Source organism: Legionella longbeachae (genome assembly GCF_004283175.1).
Lineage (GTDB): Bacteria > Pseudomonadota > Gammaproteobacteria > Legionellales > Legionellaceae > Legionella > Legionella longbeachae.
Genome location: NZ_RXNW01000009.1, coordinates 1 through 15,877, shown reverse-complemented (window position 1 = coordinate 15,877; position 15,877 = coordinate 1). Strand labels below are relative to the sequence as shown.

Below are 15,877 nucleotides of genomic sequence, written 5' to 3'. Positions count from 1 at the left end.
TGGCAAGCACAAGAGGAGTTATCCTTAGCGATTTAGAGTCACTTAAAAATTTGGACCATGGATAAAACCTATATACCACAAGAAGTTGAGGAACAAGCTCAACAATATTGGCATAAAAAACAATCATTTAATGTTTCAGAAGATTTGAACAAAGAGAAATTTTATTGTTTGTCCATGTTCCCCTACCCAAGTGGAACATTGCACATGGGGCACGTACGTAACTACACTATAGGCGACGTCATTGCCCGCTATCAACGTGCTTTAGGCAAAAATGTCTTGCAACCTATAGGTTGGGATGCATTTGGTTTGCCTGCAGAAAATGCAGCGATAAAAAATGGTATTCCTCCTGCTGAATGGACTAAAAAGAATATAGAGTCCATGAAAAAGCAGTTTTTACGCCTTGGTAATGCCTATGATTGGAGACGTGAAATTAGCACATGCACCCCTGAATATTACCGGTGGGAGCAATGGTTTTTTATTCGATTATTTGAAAAAGGTTTAGTTTATAAAAAAAATGCTGTAGTCAATTGGGATCCTGTCGATCAAACTGTTTTAGCGAATGAACAAGTAGTCGATGGACGAGGATGGAGATCCGGAGCCTTGGTTGAGAGAAAAGAAATTTCTCAGTGGTTTATTAAAATTACAGCTTATGCTGATGAGTTATTAAGTTCACTAGATAGTTTGGACGAATGGCCATCACAAGTAAAACAGATGCAGCGCAACTGGATAGGACGTTCTACTGGGACTGAAATTTATTTCAATGTCAATAACCACCCCAAACGATTAAAAATTTATACAACCCGGCCCGATACCCTCATGGGCACAACTTATCTTGCAGTAGCAACAGATCACCCTATAGCCAAAGAAGCAGCCAATAATTGTAAGGAAATAAAAGAGTTTATTGACAGCTGCCAAGGCACGAAAATGGCTGAAGCAGAGCTAGCTACTATGGAAAAACGGGGTGTAGATACCGGAATGACTGCAATTCATCCTATAACGGGAGAAAATCTACCTATATGGGTGGCAAATTTTGTACTAATGCAATACGGTTCTGGCGCTGTAATGGCGGTTCCGGCTCACGATCAAAGAGATTGGGAGTTCGCAAAAAAATATCAATTACCTATAAAAGTAGTCATAAAACCAGAAAATAATGTTGTACATGATTTTAATCTATCAGCCTATGTCGGGGAAGGAACGCTTGTTCATTCAGGCCAGTTTGATGGATTAAGTTCTACTCAAGCTCTGGAAGCCATAACAAACTTTCTCGAAGAGCATGATGCAGGTAAGGCTACAATTAATTACAGGTTGCGTGACTGGGGTGTATCGAGACAAAGATATTGGGGAACGCCTATTCCCATGATTTTATGTGAGCAATGTGGCACAGTACCTGTTCCAGATGAAGATCTTCCAGTAGTACTCCCAGAAAATGTTTCGTTTACGGGCTCTGGTTCTCCTTTAGCTCAATGTCCTGAATTTGTGAATGTTACTTGTCCGAAATGCGGGCAGGATGCATATCGTGAAACAGATACTTTTGATACTTTTGTCGAGTCTTCCTGGTATTACGCACGTTTTGCCTGCAAAGGCCAAGAAAATGCCATGCTCGATGATCGGGCAAAATATTGGACTCCTGTCGATCAATATGTAGGAGGTATAGAGCATGCTGTAATGCATTTACTCTACGCCCGTTTTTTTCATAAATTAATGCGTGACGAGGGCTTAGTTAATTCAGATGAACCTTTTAAAGCTTTATTAACCCAAGGTATGGTTTTAAAAGATGGGCATAAAATGTCTAAATCTGTTGGCAACGTCGTAGATCCAAACCATCTGATTAACACTTATGGAGCGGATACAGCTCGACTATTTGTTATGTTTGCAGCACCACCAGAACAATCTTTAGAGTGGTCGGATACTGCCGTAGAAGGCGCACATCGTTTCCTTAAACGAATTTGGTATTTTGCTTATCAGCATCAAAATATGTTTACTGATATAAATGACCTGATCCTTAGTGGCAACGGTCATGTAAACTGGCAGCAAGCTGAAAGCCGCTTAAAAAAATCACGCCATATTGTGCACCAAATTTTAGCCCAAGCGACTCATGATTACGATCGTAATCAATTTAATACAGTAGTTTCAGGGTGTATGAAGTTGTTTAATGAATTATCAAGTTATTCTATAGAAACCGAAGATGACAAATTTTTTATTCATTCTGGAATGAGTATATTACTGCGATTACTCGCTCCTATAACTCCTCACATCACACATCACTTATGGCAACAATTGGGCTTTGAAAAAGCAATTATTGATGCTAATTGGCCTAGAGTCGATAAAGGAGCTCTAAAAACGGATGAAGTCGATTATGTGGTCCAAGTAAATGGTAAACTTAGAGGACAATTTACTGCTAGCGTAGATGCCACTGAAGAAACGTTAATTGCTGCAGCGAAACAGCATGTCAGTGATTTTCTAGCCAATCAAACGGTTAAAAAAGCGATCGTTGTTGCGCACAGGCAATTGATTAATTTGGTTGTTGGTTGATGAAATATAGTTACTCAAAGTTTCAATCTTTGATTTTACAAGGTATCATTACCGTAGCACTGATCTCTTTTCTACCTGCTTGTGGATTTCATCTACGTGGCGTTAGTAACGTACCTAGTTGGCTTAATAATATCGCACTCATTTCAGAAAATAACGACAAACAATTTATCTCCATAATAGAATCACGATTGGAAGGTTCAAAGATACAAATTAATGAGCCTTCCCATGCCCAATATTGGCTTCTAATTAATGAAGTGAATCTGCAACAACAAATTATTAGTGTTGGAGCAAGCACCAATCCCAGACAGTATACGTTAACTCTAACCGTAATCTATATATTGAAAACTCGAAAAGGACAAGAGTTAACACCTCCGAGCAGGGTTAGTGTGTCCCGGCAACTTACCTTGAATAATGATAGAATTCTGGGTTCTAAAGATGAAGAAAGCATCTTAATTGGAGAAATGAAACAAGATGCTGTGACTCAAATCCTGTATAGACTGAGCCATCTACAAAAACCTTCGTTTTAAGCTGTTATTCGAATGGATGGTTCAATTAATGGCGGTACTTTTAAGCCCGTCTGCGTCAGCATACAAGGCTTACAAAGTGTTATTTTTGCGCAAGATTTGCCAAATTCGGCCTATCTGTGCTAGAAGCGTGAACGCTTATGGCTACAAAAATAAAGGGTGACCTCTTTCATATGCAAATCAAACAACAAATGCTCGCACAGCAAGTCCAAAAAAGAATTGCCCCACTCTACATGCTTATTGGGCAAGACAACTATCTATTAGAAGATTCTTTAGCTACAATAAAATCTGCCATCAAAAAAAATCATCACTATGATGAAAAAGTAATCTCCGTCCAGTCTAGCGAAGATTGGATTAGTGTTAAAGAAGAGGCAAACAGTTATTCTTTATTTTCAGATATTGTACTTTTAAATATACTTTTTGATAAAAAGACAATAGATGCGCCAGGAAAGAAAATTTTAGTAGAATATCTTAATTCTATTAATCCACGATGCTTTATTATCATAAGGGCACCTAATTTATCTCTAAAACAATTACAATGGCTCTCTTCCCAAGAACACGCTGTGCTGACTGTTGCTTATCCACTTAATGCAGATGCTATGAAAAATTGGATAATCACGCAATTTAAAAAAAACTCTATCCCATTTGATCCACAGATTCCTGATTTAATTCACTATTATACCCAAGGAAACATGTTAGCTTGTTCCCAGGTTATTGAAAAAATAGCACTTTCTAATGATGGTAATCACAAAATTGATATCCAGCAAGTGCAAGAACATTTATCAGATCAATGCGAGCACGATCTTTTTGAGTTAGTTAATGCATGTCTTCTTGGCCAAAATGATAAAGCAATTCAAATTTTACGCCATGCCGCGAATAATAAAACGGAAGCCACTTTGGTGCTATGGATACTTAGCCAGGAAATCAGAATAATCATGCAACTCCATCATCTCCTGGAGCTTAAAAGTGATATTAAGAGTGCCTGCGATCAATTAAAAATATGGCAACAACGCATTAATCTGTATCAGACATGTTATAAGCGATTTACTAAAGAAACATTAATAAAATTACATCGATGCTGCTACTCCATTGATGAACGTATTAAATCAAATATCAATACGCAAGTATGGAATGCTTTAGAGAATATCGCTCTTTCATTATGTCTAGGAAACATAATAGGTAATTTATGTACAGCATAGCTATTTTCGGTGGCTCATTCGATCCCATTCATAATGGGCATTTGCAGACAAGTTTAGCCATACAAAAGTATTTTAACTTTGACTCTTATATTTTTCTTCCATGTAAAACACCAACACTTAAACCAGCCACAGTTGCTAATAGTGAACAACGAATAGAAATGATACTACGCGCAATAAATCGCTATAAACAAAATTTCAAGTTAGATTTACGTGAAATAGAACGTACTACTCCCTCTTATATGGTTGAAACTCTGGAAAGCTTTAGAGCAGAGTCACCTGAGGCATCGATTACCTTAATTATTGGTTATGATGCTTTTATTTCCTTATCTCAATGGCATCAGTGGCAAAAAATAATTACACTTGCAAATCTCATTGTAATCAATCGATCTGAATTTGCTAAGAAACCTGTTCCTGAAATCATGCAACAATTTTTAAAAAAATATCAAAGTGAAAATAAAGTGAAACTTTTGAACACTCAATCTGGGAGTCTATTTTTATTTGATGCAGGTAATTTTGAAATTTCCTCTACTTCACTGCGTGATGAGATAAAAAAGGGAGCTGATGTTAAAAATAAGCTCCCTCATTCTGTATATGAATACATTAAACATCAGGGGTTATATCAATAAGATTGAAGGACTTATTGTTTGCTGCCATTTGTTTCGCTTGATTCAGAAGTCCTGGTAAATAACCAGAGATCCAGCTAATCACGGGTGTTAGTTGGTTATAAACTCTAGAGCCTTGAACATATTGCTGATAAGGCAAAGAGGTCATACTTAATATTGCAAAAATAAGTGACAGGATAAACACTCCACGACCAAAACCAAAGATACCACCTAAAACTTTATCCATAGCACCTAAGCCACTGCCTTTTAAAAAAAGACCGATAACAAAATTAGCGATACCGCCTGCGATTAAAACACCAAGAACAACAACCATAAAACTTACTATCGAAAGAATTGATGGATTTTGTATGTAAGGTTGTATATAAGGAGTAACACTACCCGAATAGTTATAACCCGCCCACACAGCTAAGATCCATACTCCTATTGCAATAAATTCTTTAACAAATCCTCTTAGTAAACCAGTAATAGAGGACAACCCTATTATTATTATGAAAATAATATCAACCCATTGAAATTGCATCGTCAGCTAACTCCAGTATTGACCACTAAACCATTCAACTGCATGGCGCTTGCTAATTGAGTCCTTACTTTTATCACATCACTTTTAACAGGTGAGTGTCCCACATAAACTTTATAAATCACACCTCGCTTTCCATCTGTTTTAAGGTAGTTGGCCTTATATCCTTGGCTTTGTAATCTGTTAACTAAAGCTTGTGCATTAGAAATCTTTGCAAAAGATGCTAATTGAACTGCATAAATACTTTTTTGTCTTGCAGAACGACTTTCATTTGCTTTAGCAATAACTGGCGCGGAAACAGCTTTCTTTGGTGCAGTTTGTTTCTGCACGCTGACAGTTTTAACCAGTTTCACTGGCTTCACTACCACTTCATTAATTTGCCTCTCTGCCGCATTTTTTGCAGCATTATTTAACGCAAGCTCAATTGGTTTTGTAGCAACCTGTCGATTCACTGTAGGCTCTGATTTAGCTATAGGAACTCCTGCATCAACAGCTTGTACCGATTGAATAAAATCTTCTTTATCGAGATCCGATCCCTTTTGGTCTAAAACAGGGGGGATTTTAACTTTGGCCACTTTTATAGTCTCAAACATCTCTTTTTCATCAGATATAGCGACTTTAGGAGCTGTTGGTTTAGGAGGTAACTGCACATTGACACTAAAATTATGTTCAAAGCGCTGACTTGATTTCTTCATCATTGAAGGAAGGAAAATAGCACCCAATGATAAAACAACAGCAAAGCCAACTATACGATGTTTTAGCTTCTCATCAATTACTATTTTCATTGAATCTCCTATTAGCCATAACATGACTTACTGTAAAAAAAGACCCGTAGACAACGATTAAGTCGCCAAGTCTAGATTGCTTTAATGCAGCTTCAAAAGCAATCAGAGGACTAGTATAGCAAATTTCCACAGAAATTGCTGCATCTCTTAAAACTGTAATCAGTAAATCAGCCTCAGCAGCTCGTTTATTATCCAAGAGCGCGGGATACCAATAATCGACACAATTTTTTAAAGGCGCAATTAAATTATAAATATCTTTATCCTTTAACGCAGAAAAAACAGCATGGACCTTTGTTTTATTCATCCTTTGTATCGTCTCAGCAAGCAATCTTGCTGATTGAGGATTATGAGACACATCATATAAGACATCCACAGTGCCTCGATGCAACTGCAAGCGCCCTGGGATAAAAATACGTTGCATTGCAGAGTGTAAATGTGTACGAGCTACAGGTAAATGCTGATTCAACAAACAACATGCGGTGATTGCAGCTGCAGCCGATTTAAGTTGTATCGAGGGTTTAGGTAATTCATTAATTGAAAAAAGTCCGGTCTTTTCCCCATAATGAACACTCCAGGTAGAATTTTTTTCCTGAATTGAAAAATCGACATCATAAAGATATGCCGGAGAAGCTAATTGTGCCGCTCTTTTAATTACAGAAGCAGGAGGATTATTGTCCGCATAAATGAATGGTTTACCAGAACGAAGAATTCCAGCTTTTTCATAGCCAATTGCTTCAAGGGTGTCCCCCAAATAATCTTGATGGTCGTAATCAATCGTTGTAATAATCGATAAATCAGCATCTACTATGTTAGTGGCATCCAGGCGTCCACCTAATCCGACTTCCAAAATTATGATATCCAATTTCATTTTTTTGAAATACCACAAAGCAGCTAGAGTAGTCATCTCAAAATATGTCAGGAGAATTTCCCCTCGAGCGTTCTCAATAATGCTAAATGCCTGACATAAATCATCATCAGAAATAGGAATTAAATTGACTCTTATTCGTTCATTAAACTGGATAAGATGAGGCGAAGTATAAGAACCTACTTTATATCCAGCAGAATGATAAATTGTTTCAAGAGCCGTTACAGTCGAGCCTTTTCCATTAGTACCCGCTACAGAAATCACTCGACATCCGGGAAGTTGCAAATGCAAGGTATGTGCAACTTCTTTAATGCGGGTTAAACCCAGTTGTATCTCTTGAGTATTTCTGGTTTCTAACTCGTGTAACCATTCATTAATATAATGATATTTTGGCAACTAAACCCCTGCAGCTTTGCACGTTAATTTAGAAACCAGTTCAGCGACAACAGGACGAATATTTTTTCGTTCCAGAATCATGTCAATGTGGCCATGCTCTAATAAAAATTCACTACGTTGAAACCCTTCTGGTAAAATTTGCCTTACTGTTTGCTCAATAACCCGGGGACCAGCAAAACCAATTAAAGCATTAGGTTCAGCAACAATTACATCACCAAGACTTGCAAAACTCGCTGATACCCCACCCATAGTGGGATCAGTAAGCACTACAATAAAAGGCAATCCTGTGTTTGCAAATTTAGCTAAAGCAGCTGAAGTTTTCGCCATTTGCATTAAGGAAAAAAGCCCCTCCTGCATACGTGCTCCACCGCTTGCAGTAAAGCAAATGTATGGTCTTTGTTCTTTAGTTGCAGTATGAACTGCACGAACAAATTTCTCACCTACTGTAGCTCCCATGGATCCGCCCATAAAATTGAATTCAAAAGATCCAACTACTACAGGTTGCTGTAATAAAGTCCCTTTTACAACGACGAACGCTTCTTTTTCACCGGTTGCTTTTTGAGCTTGTGAAATTCTATCTTTGTATTTTTTAGAATCTCTGAATTTTAATCGGTCATGAGGTTCTAAAGAAGCAGCAATTTCTTCTTGATTCCCCTCATCAAGAAATTGCTTAATTCGGGTTCTAGCAGATATCCTATGATGAAAATTACAGGATGGGCAAACCATTAAATTTTTTTCCAACTCAATACTATAAAGTACCTCATTACAGCCAGAGCATTTCAGCCATAAACCTTCAGGAACTCCTTTTTTTTGAGAAGTATCTGTATTTATTCTTGAGGGTAACAGTTTTTTAAACCAACTCATAATTGGAACCTAATTTAAAAATTGGATTATTATACACAGAAAAAAATATTCTTAAATCCACATGTTGTTCATCTGATAATATCTTCTTTCATATTAAATAGCAGCATTGATGAAATTATTGATGTTTTAAAGCCTAATTATTGTTTCATTTCAATATACTTAAAGTTATTATTTAAAATGCCGCTAAAGAAAATATAGCGACCTGAATTGAGATACATGTATGAAACTTATAACATCAATAATAACATTCATCTGTTTCTTGGTTTGTAGTCAACTTGTTTTCGCTCATAATCGATATGGCGAAACATTATGCAACTCACCCGATTATTTTTGTATGAAAATTAAAAATGGTGAGAGTTGGAATAAACTTTTTCCAAATGAAGAGGAACGGGATATGGTGAAGCGAATTAATCGTATGAATATTGCTTTACGTCCCGGACTCACTATTGCTGTACCTAAAAATATCGATCGTTTAACGATTTATGATGTCTCTCCATTTCCCCGATACATAGAGTCCAACGGTGAAAAAACAATTTACGTCAGTCAAAAAAAATTAGCATGGGCAGCATACGACCAGGATGGAGAGTTACTCTGGTGGGGGCCAATTTCTTCAGGAATAGGGAAATGTCCTGGTGTCCTTGGTGGATGCACTACACCTACAGGTTCATTTCGAATTATTCGCAAACAAGATATAGACTGTGTTTCAACTGTGTTTCCAAGACGCGCTGATGGAAACGATGGTGGCGCTTTAATGCCATATTGTATGCATTTTTATAGGGGCTTTGCTCTTCATGGCAGTTATGAATTACCTGGTTATAGAGCAAGTCATGGTTGTGTCAGGATGTTTATTGAGGATGCGCGTTGGCTTAATGAGGAATTTATAGATTTACCTGGAGGTGGTATGAAGGGAACTCGGGTTGTCATTGATGAAACAAACGATCCCAACGAGCAGTAGACAAATAATAAACAAACTGTTAATATTTTAAATGGTGAATTTAATACATGAATGTGATAAGGTTGTTTGTTGGCATTTGTGATCGAAAAAACTGCATAATTAAACGTCAAGCAGTTTAATCGATTACCCTACAGTATGGAACTACTCCCAATTTTCGTCAAAATCAATAGGGTTTACACCTGGAGAATGATAAAAGAATGGCACATTACAATACACAGCCCGAGTCAATAACAAATTTCGGAATGCAAGCAATTATGCCTTGGATGGTATGGGGCTTAGGTTGTTTGTTTTATTTTTATGAATGTCTCTTACAAGTATCTCCAAGTGTTATGAGTCACGAATTGATGAGAGACTTCTCAGTTACCAGCCAAACTTTAGGAATTTTATCAGGCATCTATTTTTATTCTTATGCAGCGATGCAATTGCCAGGTGGTGTATTAATGGATTATTTCGGCCCACATCGACTGTTAACATTAGCTACTATAGTCTGTGCCTTGAGTACCATTGCTTTTGGTATGACTGATAGCTTTTTTATGGCTTGTGTTGCACGCTTAATGATAGGTTTTGGTTCTGCTTTCGCAGCTGTTGGAACAATGAAGCTTGCTGCAAATTGGTTTCCAGCGCAACGTTTTGCCTTATTAACTGGCCTTATGGTAACATTAGGGATGCTTGGGGCTATTGGTGGAGAAGCTCCCTTAGCACTATTGATTGACAGTTTTGGTTGGCGCCATAGCATGCTGATCATGGGAAGCACAGGTCTTGTGCTCGCCGTTTTACTTATTTTTATTGCCAAAGATACGCCTAAAAGCCACGAGGTTACTACCTCCCATCACACTGAAGAAGAACAATTAATTCCAAGTTTACTCACATTAATGAAGAATAAACAACTCTGGTTAGTTGCATGCTATGGTGGTCTCATGTACATGGCAACGCCAGTTTTTTGTGGGCTATGGGGTGTTCCTTTTTTAATGAACAAAATGATGATTACCAAAACGACAGCGGCAAACTATATTTCTCTGGTCTTTGTTGGTTGGGCAATTGCCAGCCCCTTATGGGGAATATTTTCTAACCGCATTGGCTTACGCAAGCCACCAATGTATATAGGTTGCGTTGGCGCTCTAATTTGTTCTTTATTCTTTATTTTTGTCCCAATTAGTAAAGCAATATACATGGAGCTCTTATTGCTCGCATTTGGCATTTTTTCTGCAGGATTTTTACCTGCCTTTACCGTCGCTAAAGAGTTATGCAATAAAAAATATGTTGCTACGGGTTTAAGTTTCATGAATATGATGAATATGATAGGAATAGCATTAGCACAGCCGCTTATTGGTTATATTCTTGATAAAATGTGGGAAGGTGAAATTAATGGTAATGTCAGGGTTTATCCCTTGGAAGCATATCATACTGGTCTTGCTATTCTTCCATTAGGAATGCTTGTTGCTTTAATTATTTTACCCAAAATCAAAGAAACTTATTGCCAAAGTGCGCATTAATGAAATAATACATGGCTCCTTTAGATTTTATAAAGTAACCTGGGTGCAATAGAGTACCTCTCCTATTAATAGGAAAATCTTGCTTTACTCTTTGCTCCTAAGAATACATTTTGAAAGTAGATTTTAAATATGGCTAAAAAATTATATATCAAAACTAACGGCTGTCAGATGAATGAATATGACTCATCTAAAATGGCAGATGTTTTGTTGCAATCGCATGGTTTGGTTAAAACAGACCAGGTTGAAGATGCAGATGTTATCTTACTTAACACATGCTCTATTCGTGAAAAAGCACAGGAAAAAGTTTTTTCCCAATTAGGACAATGGCGAGAATATAAAGCGAAAAACCCTCATGTTGTGATTGGCGTAGGTGGTTGTGTAGCAAGCCAAGAAGGAGCGGATATCATTAAAAGAGCCCCCTTCGTTGACCTTGTCTTTGGCCCTCAAACGCTACATCGACTTCCAGAGTTACTTAATGAAAGAATGGAAAAGAAAAAGCCAGTTGTTGATATTAGTTTCCCTGAAATCGAGAAATTTGATCATCTCCCTGCCCCACGTGCTGAAGGCCCAACCGCTTTTGTTTCCATCATGGAGGGTTGTAGCAAATATTGCAGTTTTTGTGTTGTCCCTTATACTCGTGGGACTGAAATTAGTCGACCTTTTGATGATGTGCTTGCTGAATGTTACCAATTGGCAACACAAGGGGTTAGAGAAATTAATTTATTGGGCCAAAATGTTAACGATTATCGCGGCACAATGGAAAATGGCGATATTGCTGACTTAGCACTTTTAATTCATTATCTTGCCGCCATAGAAGGTATAGATAGAATTCGTTTTACTACATCACACCCTTTGGCGTTTTCAGACAACCTAATTAATGCTTATGCAGAAGTACCCGAGTTAGCCAATCATCTACACTTACCGGTACAAAGTGGCTCAGACCGTATTTTAGGCTTAATGAAGCGAGGATACACTGCTCTAGAATTCAAATCCAAGATTAGAAAGTTACGAAAAATACGACCGGATATTCGTTTATCTACAGATATTATTGTTGGTTTTCCAGGGGAAACTGATAAAGACTTTCAAGATACCATGGATCTAGTCCACGAAATAGGTTTTGATACTTCATTTAGCTTTATTTATAGCCCAAGACCTGGCACCCCAGCCGCTAATTTGCCCGATGACACACCTTTGGAAGTTAAAAAGCAAAGACTCCAGATTTTACAAAACAGGCTCTTATTACAAGCATCTCGATATAGCCAGTCTATGGTTGGAACCATACAGAAAATATTAGTTACTGGTCATTCCAAGAAAAATTCTCAACAACTTTCTGGACGTACTGAGTGTAATCGAGTAGTCAATTTTGATGGCCCAGCACATTTAATTGGGCAATTTGTTGACACTCAAATCAGTGATGCTTTGCCAAACTCATTACGAGGACGCCTCATTGCCGCTGAGACTGAAACGATTTAATGATAGAACATATTAAAAAACAATTGACCATTCCACGCGAGTACCATAATCAACGAATAGATACGGCACTCGCACATCTACTTTCCGACTATTCACGCTCACAAATTAGCAACTGGATTAAATGTGGCTCAATTATGCTTAATCACCAGTCTTGTAAACCCAAAGATAAAGTTGAAGATGGTGACCTAATCGATATCAACGTTAATTTTAATAAAACAGATACCAATTTAGAACATTGCATCCCAGAAGAAATTCCTTTAAATATAATTTATGAAGATGACGATGTTCTAGTGCTTAATAAACCAGCAAATATGGTTGTACATCCTGGCGCTGGAAATAAAGAACATACATTGGTTAATGCATTACTCCATCATTCCCCCTCACTTATTCATTTACCTCGAGCAGGGATTGTCCATCGACTCGACAAAGACACAACCGGCCTGTTAATCATAGCGAAAACATTACCCGCACATACCTCCTTGATACGCCAAATGCAGGCTCGAGAAATTAAACGTCATTACATTACTTTAGTACAAGGCCATATTATTTCCGGCGGCACTATTGATACAGGTTTTGGACGCCACCCTAGAAATCGATTAAAAATGGCCGTACAAGAACATGGAAGGCAAGCCATAACTCATTATGCAGTAAAGAAGCAGTATCATGACTTTACCTTATTGGACGTCAACCTCATGACTGGACGAACACACCAAATCAGGGTTCATCTAGCATATATCCATCATCCTGTTGTTGGTGATCCACTATATGGAACACGCATGCGCTTTCCATCGCAAGCTCCTGAGCACTTACGCACCCTATTTCAAAACTTTAAAAGACAAGCCCTACACGCGCGCACTCTTTCATTTTATCATCCAAAAACAGAAAAAGAGTTGACGCTTATGGCTCCTATCCCTGATGACTTTAAGCTCCTTCTAAACACATTGGACGAGCATTATGAAGACTAAATTAGCGAATTGGCTTGCCCCAGAAAATATTACCGCCTTGAGTACTACTCGACTCTCAGGATTTAGCCAATCACCCTATGAAAGCAATAATATGGGCATGGGTATTGGTGATGACGATCTTCAAGTATTGCAAAATAGACAACAACTGATTGAGCGATTGCAACTACCTGGTGAACCCCAATGGTTAAAGCAAACTCACAGCACCCATTGTGTCCTAATCGAAGAAGACTCTAATAGAAATGCAGATGCCTCAGTAACTCGCTCTAAGAACCATCCTCTAGTAATTCTTACTGCGGACTGTTTACCCATTATGCTCTGTAACAGACAAGGCACAGAGATTGCGGCAATTCATGCGGGATGGAAAGGATTGGCTCATGGCATCATTGAAAATACACTGAATAAAATGAATAGTCTGGAATCGGAATTGATAGCCTGGATTGGCCCATCGATTTGCCAACAATGCTATGAAGTAGGTGATGAAGTCTATCAAAAATTCATTACTACTTACTCCTTAAGTAAACAGGCGTTCAAGCCCATAAAGGAAAAATGGCTTGCTAATTTACCTTTAATCGCTGAAGTTGTTTTAAATTCGCAGGGAATTAAAACAGTATATCAGTCAGGATTATGTACTTTTGAGTTAAAAAATGAGTTCTATTCCTACCGAAGAACCTCACAAACAGGTAGAATAGCTACCTTAATCTGGTTTAATGATCAACCTCAGGACTAAAATATGATAAAACGTATCAAATTATTTATGAGTACCTTGCTTCTTTTAACCGCTTCAGCTACATATGCGGCTAATGAAGCCCCGTCACCAATCCCAAGCCTCGCTCCGGTTTTAAAAAACATAATGCCGGCTATTGTAAATGTTGCCGTACAAGGTTATTTACCTAGTGACGCAACGCCACCTGGAGCTTCATCTAGAAATGATGATGAAGCATTAAATACTCGGCGCCCCCATCAAGCTACTCCAGAAAAAGGACGTAAATTTGAAAGCATTGGCTCTGGTGTTATTTTAGATGCCCAAAATGGAATCATTATAACTAATGATCATGTCATTCGTAATGCTACCCTCATCACAATAACCTTACAAGATGGCCGACGATTGAAAGCAAAATTGATTGGTAGTGATAGTGAAACTGATTTAGCGGTATTAAAAATCAATGCTACAAATCTAAAATCTTTACCAATTGGTGATTCAGATCAATTACAAGTGGGTGATTTTGTAGTTGCTATCGGTAACCCTTTTGGTCTAAATAGTTTTGGTAATAGCCAGTCAGCCACTTTTGGTATTGTCAGCGCTTTAAAACGCAGTGATTTAAATATTGAAGGCGTAGAAAACTTTATTCAAACTGACGCAGCAATTAACCCAGGTAATTCTGGTGGAGCTTTAGTAAATACCAAAGGGGAATTAATAGGAATTAACACAGCGATTCTTTCACCCTACGGTGGTAATGTAGGTATAGGATTTGCTATTCCTGTTAATATGGCTAAAGATGTAGCACAACAAATAATCAAATTTGGTTCTATACACCGTGGATTGATGGGTATATATGTCCAACATTTAACTCCAGAACTTGCCCACTCATTAGGCTATTCTGAAGATTTTCAAGGAGCATTGGTATCACAGGTTAATCCAAACTCGCCTGCTGAACGAGCTGGTTTAAAGTCTGGTGATATAATTACGCAAATTAACAACACCAAAATCACCCAGGCAACTCAAGTAAAAACAACAATCAGTCTCTTGCGTGTAGGTTCAAATGTTAAAATGATCGTTCAACGTGATGGCAAACCCATTACCCTAGACGCAGTTGTAACAGATATCAAATCTCATGAGCAAAAACTTCAATCTGAAAATCCATTCCTCTATGGTTTAGCATTAAGAAATTTTGAACAAGAAACCCCACCTCATGGTAATGTCATAGGGGTACAGGTTGTTGGTGCTTCAGAAACAAGTGCGGGATGGCGTGCTGGTCTAAGACCCGGGGATATTATCATTTCTGCAAATAAAGCCCCTGTAAAAGACGTAAAATCTCTGCAACAAATCGCACTACAGAAAAAACAAGAGCTACTGGTTCAAATATTACGTGGACCGGGCGCAATGTATTTATTGATTATTTAATTTTTCCTATAGCCTGGGTCAAGAAGCACCCAGGCTCAAATTGCTTTATTAATTAGTGTTAAACACGATACCTATAATAAAAAAGCTACCTCAGCTCATTTTAAATAGCATTTTTAACCCGGTTAAAAATCAACCCATTCAAATCAAAAATTAGCATTAGTTCCAAAATTTAAGCTCATAATAAATAAAAATATAAAAAAATACGCTAACAGGCTTGACATCTTCTCATTAAAACGACAAAATCACGCGTCTTGTGGCTATGTAGCTCAGCCGGTTAGAGCGCGGCACTCATAATGCTGAGGTCGGTGGTTCGAGTCCACCCATAGCCACCATTAAAGCTCGGTTCAGACCAAGCAGTTGCATCTTCAAGGCTCACCCCCATTTCCCTGAATCTTCTACACATCTTGTCTATCGCAAAGAAACATGATCAAATCAAATCAGTTGATTTAGGTGATAAACGACTGACTCGTCGGTTAACTCAGATAGGTAAACAACTATCATCCATGCCTGGTGGTTGTCTTCCTGAAAGTTGTGAAGGTCAGGATGCGCTTATAGAAGGGAGTT

15 protein-coding genes and 1 tRNA gene are annotated in these 15,877 nt (G+C 38.0%); 12 read left to right on the top strand and 4 right to left on the bottom strand.

The window, feature by feature from the left end; genetic code table 11:
* Positions 1-57 precede the first annotated feature (57 nt).
* From leuS to nadD, 4 genes are all read left to right on the top strand, one after another.
* Positions 58-2,532, top strand: coding sequence for a leucine--tRNA ligase (leuS, locus tag EKG34_RS10235; RefSeq protein WP_012979290.1), 2,475 nt, complete (start codon positions 58-60; stop codon positions 2,530-2,532).
* Complete coding sequence (locus EKG34_RS10230) at positions 2,532-3,059, top strand: LPS-assembly lipoprotein LptE (RefSeq protein WP_003636103.1); 528 nt, start codon at positions 2,532-2,534, stop codon at positions 3,057-3,059. The genes leuS and EKG34_RS10230 overlap by 1 nt, the downstream gene beginning before the upstream one ends.
* Before the next feature lie 170 nt (positions 3,060-3,229).
* The gene (holA, locus tag EKG34_RS10225; RefSeq protein ID WP_003636102.1) at positions 3,230-4,255 is read left to right on the top strand and encodes a DNA polymerase III subunit delta; all 1,026 of its coding nucleotides are present in this window, start codon (positions 3,230-3,232) and stop codon (positions 4,253-4,255) included.
* Entirely contained in the window at positions 4,243-4,881 is a 639-nt protein-coding gene (gene nadD / locus EKG34_RS10220; protein ID WP_003636101.1) for a nicotinate-nucleotide adenylyltransferase, read from the top strand. Before holA ends, nadD begins: the two co-directional genes overlap by 13 nt.
* Here nadD and EKG34_RS10215 read toward each other — a convergent pair.
* The 4 genes from EKG34_RS10215 to accD are packed head-to-tail and all read right to left on the bottom strand — an operon-like array spanning position 4,856 to position 8,305.
* Entirely contained in the window at positions 4,856-5,398 is a 543-nt protein-coding gene (locus tag EKG34_RS10215; RefSeq protein ID WP_003636100.1) for a CvpA family protein, read from the bottom strand. The two genes, nadD and EKG34_RS10215, sit on opposite strands and share 26 nt — an antisense overlap.
* Before the next feature lie 2 nt (positions 5,399-5,400).
* Complete coding sequence (locus tag EKG34_RS10210; protein WP_003636097.1) at positions 5,401-6,180, bottom strand: SPOR domain-containing protein; 780 nt, start codon at positions 6,178-6,180, stop codon at positions 5,401-5,403.
* The gene (gene folC, locus EKG34_RS10205) at positions 6,164-7,441 is read right to left on the bottom strand and encodes a bifunctional tetrahydrofolate synthase/dihydrofolate synthase (RefSeq protein ID WP_003636096.1); all 1,278 of its coding nucleotides are present in this window, start codon (positions 7,439-7,441) and stop codon (positions 6,164-6,166) included. Before folC ends, EKG34_RS10210 begins: the two co-directional genes overlap by 17 nt.
* Positions 7,442-8,305: an acetyl-CoA carboxylase, carboxyltransferase subunit beta gene (gene accD, locus EKG34_RS10200; protein WP_003636095.1), complete on the bottom strand. Its 864-nt coding sequence runs from the start codon at positions 8,303-8,305 to the stop codon at positions 7,442-7,444.
* Positions 8,306-8,525: 220 nt separating this feature from the next.
* Between accD and EKG34_RS10195 the strand changes: the two genes are divergently transcribed.
* The 8 genes from EKG34_RS10195 to EKG34_RS10160 form a co-directional block, all read left to right on the top strand.
* Complete coding sequence (locus EKG34_RS10195; protein ID WP_012979291.1) at positions 8,526-9,260, top strand: L,D-transpeptidase; 735 nt, start codon at positions 8,526-8,528, stop codon at positions 9,258-9,260.
* Between the two features lie 197 nt (positions 9,261-9,457).
* Entirely contained in the window at positions 9,458-10,753 is a 1,296-nt protein-coding gene (locus EKG34_RS10190) for an MFS transporter (protein WP_003636091.1), read from the top strand.
* 129 nt (positions 10,754-10,882) lie between these two features.
* On the top strand, positions 10,883-12,226 hold the full coding sequence (gene miaB / locus EKG34_RS10185; protein WP_012979292.1) for a tRNA (N6-isopentenyl adenosine(37)-C2)-methylthiotransferase MiaB: 1,344 nt from the start codon (positions 10,883-10,885) through the stop codon (positions 12,224-12,226).
* Complete coding sequence (gene rluD / locus EKG34_RS10180; protein WP_003636087.1) at positions 12,226-13,191, top strand: 23S rRNA pseudouridine(1911/1915/1917) synthase RluD; 966 nt, start codon at positions 12,226-12,228, stop codon at positions 13,189-13,191. Before miaB ends, rluD begins: the two co-directional genes overlap by 1 nt.
* Complete coding sequence (pgeF, locus tag EKG34_RS10175; protein ID WP_003636085.1) at positions 13,181-13,918, top strand: peptidoglycan editing factor PgeF; 738 nt, start codon at positions 13,181-13,183, stop codon at positions 13,916-13,918. Before rluD ends, pgeF begins: the two co-directional genes overlap by 11 nt.
* Positions 13,919-13,921: 3 nt before the next feature.
* Positions 13,922-15,313, top strand: a complete 1,392-nt coding sequence (locus tag EKG34_RS10170) for a Do family serine endopeptidase (RefSeq protein WP_003636084.1) — start codon at positions 13,922-13,924, stop codon at positions 15,311-15,313.
* A 255-nt stretch (positions 15,314-15,568) separates the two neighbouring features.
* Positions 15,569-15,645, top strand: a tRNA-Met gene (locus EKG34_RS10165).
* A 54-nt stretch (positions 15,646-15,699) separates the two neighbouring features.
* Positions 15,700-15,877, top strand: a 178-nt coding sequence (locus EKG34_RS10160) for an IS4/Tn5 family transposase DNA-binding protein (RefSeq protein ID WP_242616751.1), incomplete at its 3' end; no start/stop codon positions are given.